1 protein-coding gene is annotated in these 337 nt (G+C 58.8%); it reads right to left on the bottom strand.

Annotation, left to right across the window (positions count from 1 at the left end):
* The coding region (locus AC3XQU_RS23400) for a helix-turn-helix domain-containing protein (RefSeq protein ID WP_489876541.1) at positions 1-181 on the bottom strand (181 nt) is incomplete at its 3' end.
* Between the last annotated feature and the right edge of the window lie 156 nt (positions 182-337).

The raw sequence follows: 337 nt of genomic DNA on the forward strand, positions 1-337 counted from the left end.
TGGGCGCAAACTGCTCGTTTTCCTCGATGTAGCGCGAGATTTCGGCATCAGAAACCTTGCGACCGCGCCCGATGTGCACGCACTTAAGCTCACCTTCGCGCCACATCTGTCGGACTGTGGTCTCATCAACTCCGAGCAGTTCTCCTGCTTGAACAGCAGTGAGTAGACGTGTCGGTTTCATGCCGGCACCTGCTGACGAATTGTCGGACCCGTAAGCGAAGATGGCTCATCCCAGATCAGGATCTTGCTGCTCCGAGCACCTAATGCCCCGAGTGCGTCCAGGACCTGGGGCGTCGGCCGACGCGACTTGAAGGCCGTCCTCCATGTCCGCTCAGAT

The organism is Telluria sp. AZSoR62 (assembly GCF_058111565.1).